This is a genomic window from Methyloglobulus sp. (assembly GCF_964779595.1).
Map to the genome: position 1 here is coordinate 1 of NZ_CBAROL010000040.1, position 17,887 is coordinate 17,887.

Annotated in this window: 18 protein-coding genes; all 18 read right to left on the reverse strand. The window is 46.3% G+C overall.

Going from position 1 to position 17,887, the window contains the following annotated elements; all coding sequences use genetic code 11:
• Positions 1 to 158 precede the first annotated feature (158 nt).
• The 18 genes from AC1YY3_RS11425 to ruvC all read right to left on the reverse strand — a co-directional run bounded on the left by AC1YY3_RS11425 (position 159) and on the right by ruvC (position 17,503).
• Positions 159 to 308 (reverse strand): PIN domain-containing protein, encoded by a 150-nt coding sequence (locus AC1YY3_RS11425; RefSeq protein ID WP_481824950.1) that lies wholly within the window; start codon positions 306 to 308, stop codon positions 159 to 161.
• Positions 309 to 499: 191 nt separating this feature from the next.
• A complete protein-coding gene (locus tag AC1YY3_RS11430) occupies positions 500 to 1,435 on the reverse strand; it encodes a Gfo/Idh/MocA family oxidoreductase (RefSeq protein WP_481824951.1) in 936 nt (311 codons plus the stop codon).
• A 116-nt stretch (positions 1,436 to 1,551) separates the two neighbouring features.
• Positions 1,552 to 4,365 (reverse strand): bifunctional diguanylate cyclase/phosphodiesterase, encoded by a 2,814-nt coding sequence (locus AC1YY3_RS11435; protein WP_481824952.1) that lies wholly within the window; start codon positions 4,363 to 4,365, stop codon positions 1,552 to 1,554.
• Between the two features lie 5 nt (positions 4,366 to 4,370).
• A complete protein-coding gene (locus tag AC1YY3_RS11440; protein WP_481824953.1) occupies positions 4,371 to 5,678 on the reverse strand; it encodes a TonB-dependent receptor domain-containing protein in 1,308 nt (435 codons plus the stop codon).
• Positions 5,647 to 6,090 (reverse strand): hypothetical protein, encoded by a 444-nt coding sequence (locus AC1YY3_RS11445; protein WP_481824954.1) that lies wholly within the window; start codon positions 6,088 to 6,090, stop codon positions 5,647 to 5,649. Before AC1YY3_RS11445 ends, AC1YY3_RS11440 begins: the two co-directional genes overlap by 32 nt.
• 225 nt (positions 6,091 to 6,315) lie before the next feature.
• The gene (locus AC1YY3_RS11450; protein WP_481824955.1) at positions 6,316 to 7,935 is read right to left on the reverse strand and encodes a protein adenylyltransferase SelO; all 1,620 of its coding nucleotides are present in this window, start codon (positions 7,933 to 7,935) and stop codon (positions 6,316 to 6,318) included.
• A gap of 58 nt (positions 7,936 to 7,993) precedes the next feature.
• Positions 7,994 to 8,668, reverse strand: a complete 675-nt coding sequence (gene queC, locus AC1YY3_RS11455; RefSeq protein ID WP_481824956.1) for a 7-cyano-7-deazaguanine synthase QueC — start codon at positions 8,666 to 8,668, stop codon at positions 7,994 to 7,996.
• A 5-nt stretch (positions 8,669 to 8,673) separates the two neighbouring features.
• On the reverse strand, positions 8,674 to 9,315 hold the full coding sequence (gene queE, locus AC1YY3_RS11460) for a 7-carboxy-7-deazaguanine synthase QueE (RefSeq protein WP_481824957.1): 642 nt from the start codon (positions 9,313 to 9,315) through the stop codon (positions 8,674 to 8,676).
• A gap of 2 nt (positions 9,316 to 9,317) precedes the next feature.
• Complete coding sequence (gene ybgF / locus AC1YY3_RS11465) at positions 9,318 to 10,193, reverse strand: tol-pal system protein YbgF (protein WP_481824958.1); 876 nt, start codon at positions 10,191 to 10,193, stop codon at positions 9,318 to 9,320.
• 6 nt (positions 10,194 to 10,199) lie between these two features.
• Positions 10,200 to 10,775 carry a peptidoglycan-associated lipoprotein Pal gene (gene pal, locus AC1YY3_RS11470; protein WP_481824959.1) on the reverse strand — a complete coding sequence of 192 codons (576 nt, stop codon included), beginning with the start codon at positions 10,773 to 10,775 and terminating at the stop codon, positions 10,200 to 10,202.
• Positions 10,776 to 10,825: 50 nt separating this feature from the next.
• Positions 10,826 to 12,091 carry a Tol-Pal system beta propeller repeat protein TolB gene (gene tolB / locus AC1YY3_RS11475; RefSeq protein WP_481824960.1) on the reverse strand — a complete coding sequence of 422 codons (1,266 nt, stop codon included), beginning with the start codon at positions 12,089 to 12,091 and terminating at the stop codon, positions 10,826 to 10,828.
• Positions 12,092 to 12,339: 248 nt separating this feature from the next.
• Positions 12,340 to 13,815, reverse strand: a complete 1,476-nt coding sequence (gene tolA, locus AC1YY3_RS11480) for a cell envelope integrity protein TolA (RefSeq protein WP_482194488.1) — start codon at positions 13,813 to 13,815, stop codon at positions 12,340 to 12,342.
• Between the two features lie 7 nt (positions 13,816 to 13,822).
• Positions 13,823 to 14,254, reverse strand: coding sequence for a protein TolR (gene tolR / locus AC1YY3_RS11485; RefSeq protein WP_481824962.1), 432 nt, complete (start codon positions 14,252 to 14,254; stop codon positions 13,823 to 13,825).
• The gene (gene tolQ, locus AC1YY3_RS11490) at positions 14,251 to 14,928 is read right to left on the reverse strand and encodes a protein TolQ (RefSeq protein ID WP_481824963.1); all 678 of its coding nucleotides are present in this window, start codon (positions 14,926 to 14,928) and stop codon (positions 14,251 to 14,253) included. The genes tolR and tolQ overlap by 4 nt, the downstream gene beginning before the upstream one ends.
• Positions 14,918 to 15,340, reverse strand: a complete 423-nt coding sequence (gene ybgC, locus AC1YY3_RS11495; RefSeq protein ID WP_481824964.1) for a tol-pal system-associated acyl-CoA thioesterase — start codon at positions 15,338 to 15,340, stop codon at positions 14,918 to 14,920. Before ybgC ends, tolQ begins: the two co-directional genes overlap by 11 nt.
• Positions 15,333 to 16,364, reverse strand: a complete 1,032-nt coding sequence (ruvB, locus tag AC1YY3_RS11500) for a Holliday junction branch migration DNA helicase RuvB (protein WP_481824967.1) — start codon at positions 16,362 to 16,364, stop codon at positions 15,333 to 15,335. Before ruvB ends, ybgC begins: the two co-directional genes overlap by 8 nt.
• Positions 16,365 to 16,400: 36 nt before the next feature.
• The gene (gene ruvA, locus AC1YY3_RS11505) at positions 16,401 to 17,009 is read right to left on the reverse strand and encodes a Holliday junction branch migration protein RuvA (RefSeq protein ID WP_481824965.1); all 609 of its coding nucleotides are present in this window, start codon (positions 17,007 to 17,009) and stop codon (positions 16,401 to 16,403) included.
• Positions 17,006 to 17,503 carry a crossover junction endodeoxyribonuclease RuvC gene (ruvC, locus tag AC1YY3_RS11510; protein WP_481824966.1) on the reverse strand — a complete coding sequence of 166 codons (498 nt, stop codon included), beginning with the start codon at positions 17,501 to 17,503 and terminating at the stop codon, positions 17,006 to 17,008. The genes ruvA and ruvC overlap by 4 nt, the downstream gene beginning before the upstream one ends.
• Positions 17,504 to 17,887 lie beyond the last annotated feature (384 nt).

The window sequence follows — 17,887 nt, forward strand, 5'->3', positions numbered from 1 at the left end:
CAATGGCAAGAATGGTAAGGCTATCGCCTGCGCCGCTATGCGTAAACTCATTCATCTTAGCTTTGCTATCTTGAAATCAGGCGAACCTTTTGATCCTCTTTTCGCAGTAAAATAAGCCTTGACACTTGGGTTTTAAGACGGTATCTACATAAATTCAATTACCAAAGCCTTTCAATCCCATAAGCTGAAAGCTGTCCGTCTGAACTCAACAAAGGAATCTGGGCGACCATTGCTTGTGCCACCAGCAGTCGGTCAAACGGGTCTTTGTGGTACCAAGGCAAATCTTGCAAGGCCAGGGTATGATTCAAGGATATCGGCAATTCAGAGCCGTAGGGCGGATTAGACGCGCAACCCACTGGAATTAAATAGATGTAAAGGTTATCCGCGCGTCGTAATCCGCCATATCGCCGTTACCCTATTCGGCGGGTTACGCCGCGCATGAACACTGACAATTGCTTTGGCAATAGTGCGTTTGCGCGGCTAACCCGCCCTACAAAACTTACTTTTCACCCAATAACTGCGTAATTTTAATCGCCGTTTCCAACGCCCTACGTCCCGCTTCCCCAGAAACCAGGGGATTATCGCCCGTTTGGATGCAGTTGATGAAATGCCTGATTTCATCCAGCAAGGCATCGCCGCTTTCAAATACGGATTCTTCGGTGACGATCTCGGGAATGCCGGGGAACATTTCTTTTGTGCCGGTTTTATGTTTGGTCAACACGCGGTTCTGGAAATCCACTGACACATAAGAACTTGGCCTGAACATCCGCATTTTGCGTTCCATTTTCATGCTGATCCGGCTGGCGGTGACATTGGCGACGCAGCCGTTGGCGAACAATAACCGCGCATTAGCAATGTCCGTGCCTTGCGTCAGGACGGCCGTGCCGCTGGCATCAATGCGTTCCAGTTCCGAATCCACCAAAGCCAAGATGATATCAATATCATGGATCATCAAGTCCAGTACAACGCTGACATCGTTGGCACGGGGATTAAAGGGCGACAGGCGGTGGGATTCGATAAACAACGGTTTTTCGTCCTTTTCTAAGCCCAAAACGGCTGGATTAAACCGTTCTAGGTGTCCAACCTGCAAAACCAGATTTTTTTCTTTGGCAATAGCAATCAGGTCATCCGCTTCGGCAACCGTCACTGTTATCGGTTTTTCGACCAACACATGCGCCCCCGCAGCCAGAAAGTCCTTGGCAACGGCATGATGGTAAGTAGTTGGAACGACGATGCTAACTGCATCCACTTCTCCCAGAATCTGCTTATAGTCTGTATAGGCCTTTGCGCCGTTAGTAGCAGCTACGCTAATAGCGACGGCTTCATCGACATCAACGACGGCAACTAGCTCACAATCTGGCAATGAGGCATATTTCTGGGCGTGAAATTTGCCCAGATAACCTGCACCAATGACAGCACATTTTAATTTTTTCATAGGATTTAGGTATCCACAAGACAACCTGCGTTAGTGCGGCAGTCTTGGTAAGATTAACTCGGAAGGATTAGCAGGTATTGTAATACAGCAGAACACGTTCAGAAACCTTGGCACGGCTATTCCATCGCCTTGGGTTTACCTATGTGATAACCCTGTGCGTAATCTATGCCTAACTCCCTGAGAATAGTCAAAATATCTTCACTCTCCACGAACTCAGCAACTGTTTTTTTACCAAATGCTTGAGCCAATTCGATTAACGCTTTAACAAAAACGCGGTCATCATTGTTTTTGTCGAGATGTCGGATGAGGGAGCCGTCGATTTTTACGTAATCAACCGGTGCATTTTTTAAATAATGTAGCGAAGGATATTCAACCCCAAAATCATTCAGCGCGAGTACGCAACCCAGCCCTCTAATTTGGTTAATCAACACATTCGTTGATTGATAATTGGAAACGGCGGCAGTATCCGTTATTTCAAAAATGATTCGTTTTTGATCAACATCTGGGTTACTGAATAGCACAGCAAAATCTTCAAAAATAGTTGGATCATCGAATGAACGTTTGGATATGTTTACGCTGAGTTTATATTCCTTACCTTGCCGATTAAACTCAAGATGCTGCTCTACGGCTTTTTTTAATACGATCCGGTCAATTTTGCTAATTAAACCCAATTCTTCCGCCCGAAACACAAAATCCGATGGCATTAGCATCGGGCCATCATCTTGTTGCAACCGAATCAGGCATTCATAGTGGCTGATTTTGTTGGATTTTATATTCAGTATAGGTTGATAAAACAACACAAACTTATCATTGGCAATGGCATCATCTAAAATGGTGCGCCAGCGTACGGTCTGGTTTGCCTTGCTTCGATAATCGTATTCTGGATTGAACAAATGGTGCTGCCCTCGACCTAATTCTTTAGCTTGATACATAGCTAAATCAGCATTTGCCATCAACTCATTAACCGTCGCACCGTGTAATGGAAATACCGCCACACCGATACTGGCACTGGCCGCATAAGTTTTCCCGCTACTGTTAAAAGTCTGCGCTTTTAGCACGGTATTGATTTTTTTGGCAATATGCTCCACGCCCACCATATCGGCACTAGGCATTAGCAAAGCAAACTCGTCGCCACCTACTCGGCACAATAAATCTGTGGAACGAATGGTTTCCTTCAAGGCATTGGCGACCATCTTAAGAAAGCTATCGCCTGCATCATGACCACTGGTGTCATTAATTTCTTTAAATCGATCCAAATCCAGATAAAACAGAGCAAGCTGATAACCGTAACGTTCGGCAGAGGCTAATTTTGGGGCGAATTCCTCATGAAATTTCCGCCGATTACCTAAACCCGTCAGATAATCGTAATACGCCATCCTGATATTTCGGGCTTCTGCGATTTTGCGTTCGCTAATATCCATGCCCAAAGTCAATATGACCATTTCGTCACCATGTTCTTTGGATGGCATTAACTTGTGCAGCCAGGAAATGTCCCGAAGCTTTCCTGCCTCAGTCAATAACAACCCATCCAATTGAACTTGGTCGCCGTATTCGCCAGACCGTAAACGATTTAATTTGCTCAGGTGTTCCTGATCGGATTCTGGTAGAAAAATATCGAATACTTTCCCGATAATGGTGCTGCTCTCGGTTTCCAGACCATCAACGCCGGCATGATTTATCGTTAAAATAATCCCGTTAAGCTTTTGGATGATGATAATGATGGGAGCCAGCTCAACCAACTGTCGGATAAAATCACGTTCTTTCGCTAACTCCTGGCTTTTCTCCAATATATTAAAGGTATGACCGCGCATTTCCTGCTCAAAATGTTCAAGCTGGGCGGCCAAGTTTAAGGCCGTAAAACTGAGCTTATCCAGTTCGTCATAACCCAAATTAGTGCTGTTTTTTACGACTATTTGCTTCCTGAATTGACTAAAGTGGTTCTTTGATAATAGCGGCAACGCCCTAAAAAGCCGCGAAATACGCCGTAAGGCAATATGCAAGGCCAGCAAAATCAACAACAATGAAGCCAATAAGCCTATAAAACCATATAACCAGACCCGTTTAAGATCGCTACTAAGGTGCTTAAGATCGGCTGTTATGTCGTCTACGAAGAGAAAATACGGCGGTGCTTTGCTTGCCTCCGCTTGCTGTATGGGTAGCACCCGCACTTCATACACCGAGTTATTGAATTCTATTCTTTTGCTGCCATTAAAAAAGGCATCAATGCTGTGGTGTTTGGAAATAAACTCGAAAATAGGTTGGTTTTTTTCCGGTTGGGTCATGCCCGACAATTTATATTTCCATCGACTTCCCTGAGAAATTTCAGCTTTATTATCAGCGATTAAGATACCGATATCCGAACGCGTTGCTGCGTTATATTTAATAATGACATCAGAAAAAGGTCGAATCACGCTGATGCCACCGGAAATATCTGCCTTTCCCATCACCGGAATAATCACCTGCTGAAAACAGTTGTCTGGGCAAAAAATCTGATGTTCCGGCAATTCATTTTTCAGAACACGTTGCACAGTGGCATCTGAATCAATCAACTGGTCACCCCAGGACTTAATCCGTGTGCCTTGCTTATCAAACAAGACGATATTTTCCATATCCCAGATTAATTGCCAACGCGACCAGTTTTCATCCATTGATGAAACACCACGATTCTGCTCTTTTGAACTATGTGATGAGGGATTATTGACGACCGAAATCAGTTCTGCAAATTGTTCTAGTACCGAAAACGAATCTTTTGTTAAGGTTTCTGCAATGTTGATATGGCTGTTTTGGATATTTTTTCGATCATTTTCAAAATTATCCTGAGCATTCAAATATGAAACAAACGCAAATACTGTTTGCAAAACCAGAAATACAATGCCAAACAGGATAGCTAATTTCCATCGTAAACTGAAAAATAGGCTATTTTTTCCCATCTTAGCTAAAACTTGAAGGACAATTGCAAACCATACAGATTCCAATCCTGCTTGGTTTTATTGGGATCGGGATTATCTGCCTGAGGTAACCAAGCAGTGCCATGTACCCGCGTATAATCAGCCCTTACCATCCAGGATGGCGTGATGTCCCAGCGTAAACCAAATACCCAATCTGATGCAAAGGCGGTATGCCTTTGGAAACCCAGTAATGCCGCAGTGTCGCCGTTTCTATCCGTTATATCCATTGAAATCGTATCAAAGCGTACCGTGGCTTGTAGCTCCGGTAAAATACGGTAGCTACCCTCGACATACCAACTTTCTGAAACAAATTTGCCACCGCCCTGGGACGCAAATCGTCCGAAGGTATTCCAACGGTATTCGTACTCGCCCGTTAAGGTAATTTTTTCGCCATTATATTGGGCAGAAAACAATAAAGGCTGTATATGGGTACGATTTTGGGGAATGTCTTTTTCACTTAATGCGGGATTAAAGTCGAATGTCAGATCCATATAACTGACTGCAAACACATATTCACCACCATTTATCTCATAATTCAGTTGGGTGGCGATGGCGGGTTTCGTGTCAAAAGTGCCTTGTGCCGCTTGTTTAGCCAGAACCACGGCTTTAATTTCATTCAAATCATTAGATGGCTTGCCAACATTAAACTTGAAATTAAAATCGCCAAAATCGGTGCGTTGTTCCGCATAAAATGAGCCACCATCTGCTGAAATCAATAGCGATCTTGAGCGATCAAAATAAATACCTTGGGGTAGTAAGATGGTTGGATGGGTAAAGGCCACATCTCGCGTTTCATTATATAAACCAAACGGTATTTTGATACGCCCACCACGAAGACCCAGCTTGCCACTATCATGTTCTAACAGCGTTAAATCGGCCAAACCATAATCCAGCCTTACACTACCACTATCGACAGCACCTGCCCGTCGATAAAGCCCTTGTGCTGCAAAACGCAATCTATCCCAAGGTTGATAGCTCAGGTTAAGACCAATTTCAGTTAAGCCCGGGCTAATCCCATCATCACTTTGCCCATAGACATTATTATCAGAAGAATGAAAAAAGCCTTGGGTTAAAAAGCCGTGAATTTGGACTTCATCGGGTAGCAACGTGGATTCTGCCACAACGCTTGTGCTGTAATAAATGATAAACAAACAAGCTGTCAACAATTGCCCGACTCGGCTAATCCGCTTCAAAAATTTTGCCTCGCCTTCACAACGAACATGCACAGGCGTACCCAGAAGATAAAGCCCGAAAAAAGACGGCTTATTGATAGTCAAATGAGCGAATGTTTTCATTGTCTGGTTTGCTATTTATATAGCCAATGGAATCAGGTGTAGTTGCGATTTTTTCAATCATCTCCTGTTCGGATTCAAGCTCAATCGGTGCAGCTCCTGTGCCAGAATATGTCATTCTGTCCCAAACCTTTCTTACATGATAAATCAACATGTTAAGGTTATTTTTGACAAAATCTTTATGAAGCGGGTTGCTATCAGGCAGTGTATAAACCTTAATTTGCCTGTTATTTGACCAACGTCTTTTTTGCATGGTGAAGATAGCGCTGATGTCCGCTTTGGAATACCCCGAAGTGGACACTGATTTGTTGACGACTACCTCTGTGGCTGTGGCAACGGGAGAAAAAGCAGCAAAAATAACAACAATCGCAAGAATAGTGCCAAAAGTCGGCTTGTCATACCCCAGCTTCTGCAATTTGAAGTCCCCAAGTTAGTTTCTAACGTCGTCTGTCGTTATCATAATCAACGTTACTGATTATAGTCAACATTATAAAACTTGCTTAGTAACTTGTTTTTTCGAGCAATGTTGGCTTTATGGCTGGGTATTTAATCTAAAATGCACGTTTAGCTTCGCTTAAACTGAATTTTTAAGCCTTTCGGGTATGCAAATAGACTGGGTATAACTTTTTTTATCAACAGCTTACGAACTACACGACAACATCGAACAACCCGCCCGCTGCCGCGCCCAATCCGGTCGTTTGGCAGCATATTGTGCTTTTTCTGGCTGTTCATCGTAGGGATGGCGCAGTAGTTCCAGCAATTCCGCAATCAAGGCAAAGTCACCCTGCTCCGCTTTATCTATGGCAATTTGCGCCATGTAGTTACGTAACACATATTTGGGATTAACCCGATTCATACGTTCACGCCGAATTTCGTGGGGAATACCATCCTGAATTAAGTGCTGATTATAGCGTTTTAGCCAAGCAAGCAAGCACGAGATATATTCTGGCGTAAGCTGTTCTGGCAGGTAATAAGCTTCTGTAAGCGGTGCTATAAGCTCTTCAATATTGCTGTTTTCGAGCGTATCTTTACCTAAATCGACCTCGGCAAGTTGACGAAAAAATAGCGTCATATCGGTTTCAACCATTTGCAGCACAGCCAGTAGCTCGGCAAATAAGGCATCATCTTGGTCTGAATCAAACCGACTTAAGCCTAGTTTCTTGCACATCATAAGCTGCCATTGCTCGCCAAATACCTGTGTGAACACGTTCAAAGCTTGCTGCAAAGACTCAACTTGCCCAACCAGCGGATAAATGGCATTAGCTAATTGCCCCAAATTCCAAAATGCACAGGCCGGTTGATTGCTAAAGCGATACCGCCGTTCTGCCTTGTCGGTGGTATTGGGTGTCCAGTCAGGATCGTAGTTTTCCAGCCAGCCATAAGGCCCATAATCAATGGTTAATCCAAGAATTGACATATTGTCCGTGTTCATCACGCCATGCACAAAGCCGACCCGTTGCCAGTGAACAATCATTTCAGCAGTCGTTCGGCAAACTTCTTCAAACCAGGTGACGTAAACATCAGGAGAAGGTTTGCCCAGATGCGGGAAGTGGGTATTTATGGTGTAATCTGCCAATTTTTTGAGTACATCCAGATCGCCTCGAGCCGCATGGATTTGAAAACTGCCAAACCGAATAAACGAAGGTGCAACACGGCAGACTACCGCTCCAGGTTCAGCTTTTGGATTGCCGTTATAGAACATGTCTCTAACTACCTGCTCACCGGTTGTTACCAAACTCAACGCCCGCGTGGTCGGCACACCTAAATGGAACATAGCCTCGCTACACAGGAATTCCCGCACTGATGAACGCAAAACCGCCAAGCCATCAGCCATCCTGGAGTAAGGTGTAAGCCCTGCGCCTTTAAGTTGCAATGCCCAGCGTTGACCTTGTCGATTTATCACATCACCTAAATTAATCGCTCGACCATCACCTAATTGCCCCGCCCAATGACCAAACTGATGACCACCGTAGCACATAGCAAACGACTCCATGCCCACAGCCAAGCGATTTCCGGCAAATACTTGAGAAAAATCATCAGTCTGGCAATCAGATTCTGACAAACCCACTAAAGCGGCGACTTCTTTGGCATGAGCTACCGTTACTGGCTTCGTCACTTTAGTCGGCAATACATGTGAATAACACGCACCCAATACCTGTCTGGGATAATTGCGGGTTTCCTGGTCAGCAGGTAGCTCGCTAACGAAGCGATTATCGAACGTTAATTGATCGAGTGGATTTATTTTAGGTTGAGCATTCATTTTGATTACATTTCACCACGAAAAACACCTGATCTCAGGTGTTTTGACCGATTGCGGTCTATTGTTGGTAACGGGTTGGATCTTGCACACCCGATTCGGTAAAGCCTTGCAATCTTAGTCGGCAAGCATCGCAAACTCTACAAGCCCTACCCTGCTCATCGGCAGAATAGCACGAGACAGTCTGGGCATAATCAACTCCAAGGTTAACACCTAACTTGATAATTTCTGCTTTGCTTAAGTCGATAAGCGGAGTGTGGATGGTGAAATGTTCGCCCTCAACCCCTGCTTTGGTGGCAAGGTCAGCAAGTTGTTGGAAAGCTTTGATGAATTCTGGCCTGCAATCGGGATAACCCGAATAATCGACTGCGTTAACGCCGATGAAAATATCCCTTATTTTTAGCACTTCCGCCCATCCTAAGGCAAAGGCGAGGAATATGGTGTTTCTCGCGGGTACGTAAGTGACTGGTATGCCATCTTGGAGTTGGTTGGGGACTTGGATGTTATCATCGGTTAGGGCTGAACCGCCGATAGAACCCAACCCAAGTTTGACAATTTTGTGATCTTTTACTTGATAAGCCTGAGCTATCTCACTAGCAGCCTTGAGTTCTGCGTTATGTCGTTGCCCGTAATCGAAACTGAGGGCGTAGCAATCAAATCCCTGTTGCTGGGCGAGAGCCAGTACGGTGATGGAATCTAACCCGCCAGATAAGAGGATGATGGCTTTTTTGGACATATAGGTTATTTGCCTCGGGCATCGTCCCAAAGCAATTTATGGAGCTGTATTTGGAAGCGCACAGGCAACCTGTCTTCCAGGATTTTATTGGCTAATTCGGTTGGATTTTGCTGTCCCATGACGGGCGAAAATAGCACTTCACAACAATCTGGCAATTCGTAATCGGATATTGTTTGCTTAGACCAGTTGTAATCTTCTTCATTACCGATAACGAATTTGACTTGGTCATTTTTGGTCAGGTACTGGATATTTTGATAGAGATTTTTACTTAATTCACCAGAACTGGGTGTTTTAAGATCCATCACCTTGATGACGCGAGGATCAACGGTTGAGACATCAATAGCGCCGCTGGTTTCGAGCGATACGGTGTAACCCAGATCAAGCAACCTTGTCATCAATTCCAGACAAGAAGGCTGCGCGAGCGGTTCCCCTCCAGTGACGGTGACATAACGTGCGCGGTAACTATCAACTTCGGCAATAATGTCGTCGATGGTTTTTTTTTCGCCGCCCGTAAAAGCGTATTCGGTATCACAATAACCGCATCGTAACGGGCAACCGGTAAGCCTGATGAAAACGGTGGGAATGCCGACGGTGCTTGACTCCCCTTGCAGAGAGTAAAAGATTTCCGTTATCCGCAGTGAACTCACAATTACTGTGGGCTTCCATCAAGCAGAAGCAACTTCTTTTGCGCCAACCCTGCGGCTCTGGAACTGGCAAATTCGGTGGTCACTCGCGTCAAATATTCACGGGCTTTTGCCGGATTTTTTTCTTCCATTTCGATATAGCCCAGTTTCAACAAGGCATCAGGGACTTTTGCAGAGTTAGGATAGGTTACCACCACATCGTTGAACGCTTTTCGGGCGGAAACATTATCCTGGTCAACTCTGTGGGCTTCGCCTAACCAATATTGGGCGTTGCTTGCGTAACCGCTCCCTGGATGATTAGCGATATAAGCATTGAATGCTGTGATGGCCTGGGCTGTCCGGCCATTTCTGAGGTCATCGTATGCTTGTTGATATTCCTGTTTTTCAACATCAGAAACTTGGGATGGACTAACATCTGAAGACTGCGCGGGTGCGGCCAAGCCCGGAGCAGCCGATGAAGGTGTGGCGGCTTCGGATGGATTATCTTGCGGTTGCACGGCACTTGTCGGGTCGTCGGTAGCCGCAGGCGCTGAGGGTTCTGTTGCGCCTGTGCCTGAATCCGCCGGAGTTTCTGCCGATGGTTGACCTGTACCGGATTTATTTTCGATGCTTTGAATCCGATCATCGAAATCAGTGAACATGGTTTTTTGTTGCTTTTTTAGCTCCTCAATTTGAGAGGCTTGCTCTTCGACCTTGCCCGTAAGCTGCTGCACTTCAGCTTGCATTTGCTCTATCCGCTTCATCATCTCGTAATCTGAAGCCAATGATGCGGGTGGTTTGGCTGCATTCAGTGCCGGATTGGTCGATTTATCAACAACAGGAGGCAACTCAGCACAAGCAACGCTGCAAGCGCATAGAAACAATGCAATTCGTGCATTCATCAAGGCTTACCTCTGATAAGACAATTCAGCACGACGATTGCGCTCGTAAGAACCTTCGTCACTGCCAAATACGGCCGGTTTTTCTTCGCCGTAACTAATCAAGGTCAATTGACCATCGGAAACCCCTTGGGCTTTCATCATTCCTGCGACTGCTTTTGCACGTTGGTCGCCCAGGGCAATGTTATATTCGGGTGAACCGCGTTCATCCGCATGACCTTCCAGTGTCAATTTTTGGTTAGGATGGGCAACCAAATATTTCGCATGGGCATTGATGACTTGGATAAAATCCGGTTGGACTTCACTGCTATCCAGCATGAAATAAATCGTACTTCTGGATAGGGGATTATTAGGATCAGTGAATTCAGGGCCGAGGAAAGAATTATTGCCGGTTACGCCGGTATAACCCGCTCCAGCCATTCCTGATAAGGTTGAAGCACCATTCAATCCGCTGGTTGAAGCGTCGTTAATGCCGCTGGCAGCATTTTGTCCGGCATTAAGGCCGTCCGTTGCTTCGTCTTCACTGCAACCGGATAAGGCGAATATTGCCACCAGTAAAACCCATAATAATTTGTTTAATTTCATAGTCTTTGTTCCTGAGTTGTTGATCGGTTTAGGTAATTTCGACGAGCCGTTTAGGGTGCCCAAGCAGGTTCGCGTACGCCACCATTACTGAAAGCCAGTTTTTGCTGCATTTTACCATCTAAAGACACGGCGGATAAGTAAGCCGTGCCGCCTTTTTTGGTCGCATACAAAACCATCGTGCCATTCGGCGCAAAACTGGGTGATTCATCGGCAGGGCCTGTCGTCAACACGTTGATTGACTTGCTGCCTACATCCATCACGCCAATGCGGTAATCGCCGCCATTGCCATGCACCATCGCAATACTTTTGCCATCGGGAGAAAAACTGGCACGGGCATTATAATCGCCTGAAAAGGTTATTCTTGTTTCCCCTCCGCCAGTGCTGGAAACCTTATACAGTTGCGGTTTGCCACCACGATCTGAGGTGAACACGATGCTTCCGCCATCGGGCGACCAGACGGGTTCAGTGTCTATGGAATAGCTTTTGGTCAGTTTGGTCAATGCGCCTGTCATAAGGTTGAGCGTGTAAATGTCAGGGCTGCCGTCTTTGGATAAGGTCAACGCCAGTTTGTTGCCGTCGGGAGACCATGCCGGAGCACCGTTGATGCCAGGGAATTCCGCCACGCGCTTCCGTTGCCCGGTTGCCAAAATCTGCACGTAAATCGCGGCAGTCTTTCGTTCAAAGGACACATAAGCCATTTTGCTTTTATCGGGTGACCAGGATGGCGACATCAAAGGCTCTTGCGAGCTGGCGATAGTTTGTGGGTTAAAGCCGTCAGTATCTGCTACTTGGAGCTGACTTTGCTGCTTGTTGTTAGTTACGTAAGCGATCCGACCACTAAACGCGCCTTTTTTGCCCGTCAATTTTTCAAAGATCATGTCTGCAATTTGGTGGGCAGTCCGGCGTAAGTCAGCAGCAGATGAATTCATCTGATAACCAAGCAATTGGCTGCTTTTCAGCACATCCAGCAACTGAAATTGCACATTGTATTGACCGCCAGCGCCGCCACCAACCTGGCCCACCACCAGATAATTTTGGTTTAATGCCTGCCATTCAGGGAATTGGACAGCAGAAGCAGAACTCGGTCTGCTCCGCATAGTCTGTTCCGCCAACATTTTGAAATAGCCGCTACGCGCCAGATCAGCATTAATTACCGAGCTGACATCCACAGGTGCGCCGGATGATGCAAATGGCACAACAGCGACAGGAGTGCCACTATCAGAGCTTTCGGTGATGTCTATAGTCAATTCGGCCTGACTAAGCGGTGCGAAAGCCACTAACATGCCAAGCATCAGGATTTTTTTAAGGAAATTCACGTTTCTACCTCGTTAAACCTAAAGTCTGAAATACAATCGTTATAATTATTTCTAATGGGTTAAATCTGTTTTTTTTCAAGGTCTTGTCAGCTTCATCCTTTTGAGTCGCTTGTATTTCGGAGTGACAAACCTAGGTTTGTCACTCCGCCCCATAATCAAGTTACAGATTTAACCAACTACGCTAATCATTATATCTTGCTAACATTAATATATCATGAATATCAATAAGATATTATCAATAGTTAAGGTTAATTTCTAGCATTAAAATTAAATGTAAATGATCTGAATACTTTAGCTAGGCTTGTATCCGATGGAACGGGCAGCGGCGATGCCCGGTTGATGGCGTTTTCTACCGAACGGGAAAACAGTTCATTTCCGTTGCAGTTAACCGTCGAGTCCATCACTGTGCCATCGGAAGTTAGCCTGACTTTTACCGTACATCTTGAACCGGAAGAGCCTGGCGGTGCAATCCAATTCCGGTGAACTTTCTCGGAGATAAGCCTTCGGTATTTTTCGATTTCGGCTGCATTTGATGCGGCACTGGCTCTTGCCGCTTCTGCTTTGGCTTGTGCAGCAGCTTCTAATTTGGCGTTTTCTGCGGCTGCTAATTCAGCAATACGCTTTGCTGCGGCTTCTTTTTTTGCTGCGGCTTCAGCCGCTTTTTTTGCATCAGCAGCCGCTTCAGCTTTGGCTTCTGCGGCGGCGTTAGCTTTGGCTTCTGCGGCGGCGTTAGCTTTTGCTTCGGCAGCGGCTGCTTTTTTAGCTTCCGCCGCTGCGGCTATTTTTGCGTCCGCTTTTGCCTGAGCCGCTGCTTCTGCCTTGGCGTTCGCAGCGGTCTCCGCCTTGGCTTCTGCGGCGGCTTTAGCCTTTGCTTCGGCAACGGCTGCTTTTTTAGCTTCTGCTGCTGCGGCTTTTTTCGCATCAGCCTTTTCTTTGGCGGCTGCATCCGCTTTGGCCTCAGCAGCGGCTTTTTTGGCTTCTTCTTTAGCTTTTACTGCTTCCAGTTTTTTTGCTTCGGCTTTTGCTTCAGCGGCAGATTCCGCTTTAGCGGCTTCTTTTTTCTTGGCCTCTGCTTTTTGGGCAGCTTCTAATTGTTTGGTTTCAGCGACCTTAAGTTTTTTCGCTTCGGCCTTTTCCTCAGCAGCTTGTTTTGCTTCCGTATCTGCGGCTTTTTTCGCTTCAGCTTTTTCTTTGGCAGCTGCTTCTGCTTTGGCTTCAACAACCGCTTTTTTAGTTTCTTCCTTGGCTTTTGCCGCTTCCTGTTTTTTTGCTTCGGCTTTTTTATCGGCGGCAGCTTTAGCTGTTTCTTCTTTTTTTACCTCTGCTTTTTTCGCAGCTTCTTTTTTCGCTTCAACAGCCTCAAGTTTTTTTGCTTCGGCTTGAGCCTTTTCAGCCGCTTCTTTCTTGGCTTCTGCTTTCGCCTGGGCTACCTCTGCTGCTTTTTGTTTAAGCAGTTCCGCTTGTTTTTCTTCGGCTTTTTTAGTTACAACTGCTTGTTCTTTTTCCTGTTTTTGTTCTGCTATCGGCTTGGCTTTTTCGACAGGCTTGATTTTTACGGGTGCTTGGGTTTCTTCTACAATCGTGGCATGAATGATGTCTGATTCCGGCTGCGGCAGTTCCGCTTTCGGCTTATAAAGCGCACTTAAGGCGAACAACCCCAGCAAAATAAGATGGAAAACCAAGGCTAAGATGAATGCCTGGGTAAGCTTTTTTTGACTATCCATTTATATCTTATTGGTCGTCTTCCGGCTGGGTCATTAACCCTACATTGGGTATGCCTGCATTTTTAAGTGAGGCCATCACCGTCACCACAGAACCATAGTCAACAGTTTTATCCGCTTTAATCAACACTTGTGGGCTTTTGTTACTGCTTAGGACTTCCGTCACCTTTTCGTTGATTTCCTCGGGCTGCACCGGAACCGGTTGCTTGCCATCGCCATGATCAATAAAGTACTGGTGTTCCTTATTGATAGAGATGATTAAAGGCGGCTGCCCTTCTTTTTGTTCAACGTTTGCCGACTCGGCTTTCGGCAAGTCAACGTCCACCCCCGTTTGCAGCATGGGCGTAGTAATCATAAAAATAATCAACAACACCAAGGTCACATCAATATATGGGACGACGTTGATTTCCGCCATCGGCTTTCTGCGCTTATTTTTCCTCATTTCATATGTGCCTGTCTTTGCAGCAATACGACGAATTCTTCGACAAACAATTCGTACCGACCCGTTAAGCTATCCAAACGCGTAGAAAAACGGTTATAGGCGACCACCGCAGGAATCGCGGCAAATAAACCGATTGCCGTTGCGATCAAGGCTTCTGCAATACCCGGCGCAACCTGCGCCAAGGTTGCCTGTTTAACCGTGCTTAATGACATAAAGGAATTCATGATGCCCCATACGGTGCCAAATAAGCCGACGTATGGGCTGGTTGAACCCACTGTTGCCAGAAAGGCCAAATGCTCATCTAGGCGATCAAGTTCTCTCGACAACTCAATCCGCATGGCGCGTTGGGCGCTTTCCACTTGCACCATCGGCTCGACGGTTCCGGTTTGGCGCATCCGTGAAAACTCTTTGTAGCCAGCCAGAAATATTTTTTCTATGCCTTCGGGTTCAAAATCTTTTGCCGCCAGTTTTCTGTAAAGATCAGCCAATGCCGTACCTGACCAGAATTCACCTTCAAATTCGTCTGTGATTTGTATTGCGCGGCTAAGTTCCTTGCGCTTGGAAAATATGAAAGTCCACGATGCCACGGATGCTACGATCAGTATCAGCATGACAAATTGGACGACAAAGCTGGCTTCCAATATTAAATGGAAAATGGATAAATCAGTATTCATGCGTTTTTTGCTCTAAATTAAATTGCTCTAATAAATTTTGGGGAATAGCCCTTGGTTTCATGGTAATTACGTCTAAACAGGCAATACGTACTTCGGATGTTACTAACAGATTGTTATCATGGGTAATTTTCTGGGAAAATTCAAGACTGGCCTTTTTTGTGTTTTTAATTTCCGCGCTCACTTGCAGTAGATGATTGAAGTGGGCTGGTTTAATGTATTCAATCTGTAATGACCGCACAGCAAAGATGATGCCTTCATTTACCATCAATTCATCCTGCTCGAAGCCCTTAGCCCTAAGCAACTCAGTCCTTGCCCGTTCCATGTATTTTAAATAATTGGCATAAAACACCACGCCACCAGCATCGGTATCTTCATAATAGACGCGGACAGGCCAGATAAACGGTTTATTCAAACAAATCCTCGGAAACGCCCATGCTTTTCGGCGGTTTTAAGCCAAAATGCAAATACGCTTGCTGCGTTACCACGCGTCCTCGTGGTGTCCGCATGATAAAGCCTTGTTGCAAGAGATACGGTTCCAAAACGTCTTCGATGGTGCCGCGCTCTTCATTAATTGCCGCCGCTAAGGTATCAAGACCGACCGGCCCGCCGGAAAAATTGTCTATCATCGCCATCAATAATTTACGGTCGAGGGCATCAAAACCGTTAGTATCCACACGCAACATGTCCAGAGCCTGAACAGAAATAATTTCTGTTATAACGCCACTCGCCTTAACTTCCGCATAATCACGCACTCGCCGCAACAAGCGGTTAGCGATACGCGGCGTACCACGGGAACGTCTGGCGATTTCATAAGCGCCCTGCGGCTCCATGCTAATCCCCAGCACATTAGCTGAACGCATGGCGATGCTGGCTAACTCATCAATCGTATAGAATTCCAAGCGTTGGACGATACCAAAACGATCCCGTAATGGTGAAGTCAGCAAGCCTGCCCGTGTGGTCGCACCGACTAAGGTAAACGGCGGCAAATCCAGCTTGATTGACCGGGCAGCGGGGCCTTCGCCTATCATCAAATCCAGTTGATAGTCCTCCATCGCCGGATACAGGATTTCTTCAACCGCAGGGCTCAAGCGATGAATTTCATCAATAAACAGCACATCATGGGCTTCAAGATTGGTGAGTAAAGCCGCCAAATCACCCGCTTTTTCCAGCACCGGCCCCGAAGTTTGGCGAATATTAACACACATTTCCGTGGCGATGATATTGGCTAACGTGGTTTTACCCAGTCCTGGTGGACCGAAAATCAGCACATGATCCAAGGCCTCTTGCCGAGCGGTCGCCGCCTGGATAAAGATTTCCATTTGGGTACGCAGCTCTTGTTGTCCCACATAATCCACTAGGCGTTTAGGGCGGATTGCGCGGTCTTGCCGTTCTTCGTCAGGGTGGCTGCGGCCGCTGATCATGCGGTCACTCTCGATCATATCGCTACGCTCCGTATCATCTCACCGCACTCATCATTTAGAAGCCCTTTGCAACGCCAGCCTGATAATATCCTCACAACTTTTGCCTTCAACTGCGATATTTTGCACCATTTTAGCCGCATCCAAAGGCTTATAGCCTAATGAACATAAGGCGCTGATGGCTTCCTGCTTGGGGCTAGAATTTGAGATATTCATAACCGAGCTGACTGCCTCTATACTAGATAGGGACGAATCCCCCAAATCCGGCAAGCGGTCACGCATTTCTATCACTAGGCGTTCTGCGGTTTTTTTGCCTACGCCCGGCAAACGCACCAAGGCTTGGGTGTCGTTGTTATGGATGCAGCGATGGAATTCTTCAGCAGTCTGGCCGGACAATATCGTTAACGCCAACTTGGGGCCCACACCGTTTACCTTAATCAACGTCCTGAACATCGTCCGGTCGGCCTCGGTCGAAAAACCGAATAAAATATGGGCATCCTCGCGCACCACTAAATGCGTGTGCAACAGGATTTCAACGCCGATAGCGGGCAGGTTATAAAACGTCGTCATCGGCGCTTCCACTTCGTAACCCACGCCTTGCACATCCAATAATAATACGGGCGGCGCTTTGTGGATCAGTTTACCGCGCAAAAATCCGATCACAACCCTAAACCTTTTTGTAAGCGCAGTGCCGTTTGCTGATGATGAGCATGGCAGATACAAATGCCCAAGGCATCGCTGGCATCAATCTGCATTTCGCCTTGGATATTTAACAGAATTTTCACCATGTGCTGAACTTGCGTCTTTGCCGCATTACCTTTCCCGACCACGGCTTGTTTAACCTGCTTGGCGGAATATTCAAACACCGGCAACCCAGCCGCCTGCACCGCGCAAATCGCCGCACCACGCGCTTGCCCCAGTTTTAGGGCGGAATCCGCATTGATGTGCATAAACACTTGCTCGATAGCCATTTGCTCCGGCTGATAGCGTTCCACCACTTCCAATAAACCTTTAAATATCTGCTTAAGCCGATCAGGGAAATAATCCGCCGTCACCCGAATGCTACCACTGGCGATATATTGAAAGCCGCGCGGGGATTCTTCAATAACGCCATAGCCTGTCAATCTTGAGCCGGGGTCTATGCCTAATATTCGCATTAATCATTGTAGGTTGGGTTAGCATTAGCGTAAACCGACTTTTGGTTTTGACAGGTTGGGACTCTTAATTTAATGCTTTGTCCATTTGCTCCAATGTGACATGCTTTGGAGCTTGCAATATACCGCAAGCTTGTTCAACTTCTTCCTCTGTTAATTCGTTGTTATCTTTGTAATTCGCTGTCATGAATGGACTCGTTTATTTTGGCTTATGTCGAGGTACGCTAATGCTAACCCGACCTTATATCTTGATTCTGAGCTCTCAAAAGGTCAGAATCCCCGGTTGATCATCGGGAGGGTAACGGGGAAGTCGTACCCATCCTTAGGCTTAAAGCCTGTCTCGTAGATTGAACTCCCCGCTATCCGTACTCGTCATTGTAGTTCGAA

What these genes read in the sequence shown, in the direction of transcription:
- AC1YY3_RS11450 (WP_481824955.1), bottom strand. Translation starts at nt 7,935, where the DNA reads ATGAATGCTCAACCTAAAATAAATCCACTCGATCAATTAACGTTCGAT.
- queC (WP_481824956.1), bottom strand. Translation starts at nt 8,668, where the DNA reads ATGTCCAAAAAAGCCATCATCCTCTTATCTGGCGGGTTAGATTCCATC.
- AC1YY3_RS11440 (WP_481824953.1), bottom strand. Translation starts at nt 5,678, where the DNA reads ATGAAAACATTCGCTCATTTGACTATCAATAAGCCGTCTTTTTTCGGG.
- tolQ (WP_481824963.1), bottom strand. Translation starts at nt 14,928, where the DNA reads ATGAATACTGATTTATCCATTTTCCATTTAATATTGGAAGCCAGCTTT.
- AC1YY3_RS11435 (WP_481824952.1), bottom strand. Translation starts at nt 4,365, where the DNA reads ATGGGAAAAAATAGCCTATTTTTCAGTTTACGATGGAAATTAGCTATC.
- tolA (WP_482194488.1), bottom strand. Translation starts at nt 13,815, where the DNA reads ATGGATAGTCAAAAAAAGCTTACCCAGGCATTCATCTTAGCCTTGGTT.
- tolR (WP_481824962.1), bottom strand. Translation starts at nt 14,254, where the DNA reads ATGAGGAAAAATAAGCGCAGAAAGCCGATGGCGGAAATCAACGTCGTC.
- ybgF (WP_481824958.1), bottom strand. Translation starts at nt 10,193, where the DNA reads ATGAATGCACGAATTGCATTGTTTCTATGCGCTTGCAGCGTTGCTTGT.
- ruvC (WP_481824966.1), bottom strand. Translation starts at nt 17,503, where the DNA reads ATGCGAATATTAGGCATAGACCCCGGCTCAAGATTGACAGGCTATGGC.
- pal (WP_481824959.1), bottom strand. Translation starts at nt 10,775, where the DNA reads ATGAAATTAAACAAATTATTATGGGTTTTACTGGTGGCAATATTCGCC.
- AC1YY3_RS11430 (WP_481824951.1), bottom strand. Translation starts at nt 1,435, where the DNA reads ATGAAAAAATTAAAATGTGCTGTCATTGGTGCAGGTTATCTGGGCAAA.